The organism is Mesorhizobium sp. M1A.F.Ca.ET.072.01.1.1 (assembly GCF_004023325.1).
Classification (GTDB): Bacteria; Pseudomonadota; Alphaproteobacteria; order Rhizobiales; family Rhizobiaceae; genus Mesorhizobium.
In genome coordinates this window covers 1-880 of the sequence record NZ_RZSF01000672.1, presented here as the reverse complement: position 1 = coordinate 880, position 880 = coordinate 1, and the positions used below count along the sequence as shown (strand labels likewise).

Sequence of the window (880 nt, the reverse complement as noted above, 5' to 3'; positions counted from 1 at the left end):
GCCATAGGCGATGTCGATGTTGCGGAACTCTACCGCCGGGCGTTCCACACCTACGATCGAAAGTTCCGTTCCAGCCGAGCTCAGCCGGGACGGCTGCATGGTTTCAACGCACTCACGCACCTTTCGAGATCCTGTTCCACTGCTTGGTCCACGCCTCCTCGTTGGTCGCCCAATAGACCGGATCGGCGAAGGTCAAAGACTTCATCATGCCTGTCGAGTCGAAGGCCGGCAGCTTCTCGATCTTCTCGGTGAGCTTGACCTTCGTCGGATCCAGCGACGGCGGATAGCCTTGGCCCTCGGCCACCGCGATAGCAGTCACCGGGTCGAGCATGAAGTTGATCAGTTCCTCGCACTCGGCCATCGGCGAACCCTTGAGGACGAGCATGTCCTCCATCCAGGCGTAGGAGCCGGCCGGATCGAGATAGCCGATCGGATGGCCCTGGTCCTGCAAGGCGGCGACGCGGCCCGACCAGGCATCGGTCACCACGATCTCTTCCTTCGACAGCAGATCCATCAGCTCCGCGCCGGAGCTCCAGAACTTTTTGGCGAGGTCGCGCGTCTCGCGCACCTTGGCCCAGATCGTGTCCATGTCCTTGATGTTGTTGGGGTCCTGCCCGGTGGCCAGAGCCGCGTACCAGACGCGCGTGACCATGCCGTCCGCGCCGCCGATCTTGCCCGCATATTTCTTGTCGAGGAGCAGGCCCGCACCTTTCTCCTTCGCCTCCTCCGGCGAGATCACCTTGGTGTTGTAGGCGATGCCGGTGGTGCCGTAGTCGTAAGGCACGGCCGAAAGCTTCGGCGTCAGCTTGCGGAACGGCTCGATCATCGGCTGCAGCACATTCGCCATGTTGGGAATGTTGGCCTCGTTGATCTCCGAGTT

General features: G+C 61.9%; 1 protein-coding gene. It reads right to left on the bottom strand.

Annotated elements, in window-relative coordinates:
* Positions 1 to 112 precede the first annotated feature (112 nt).
* Positions 113 to 880: extracellular solute-binding protein (locus tag EOA32_RS37460; RefSeq protein WP_128374326.1), on the bottom strand; the 768-nt coding region annotated here is incomplete at its 5' end.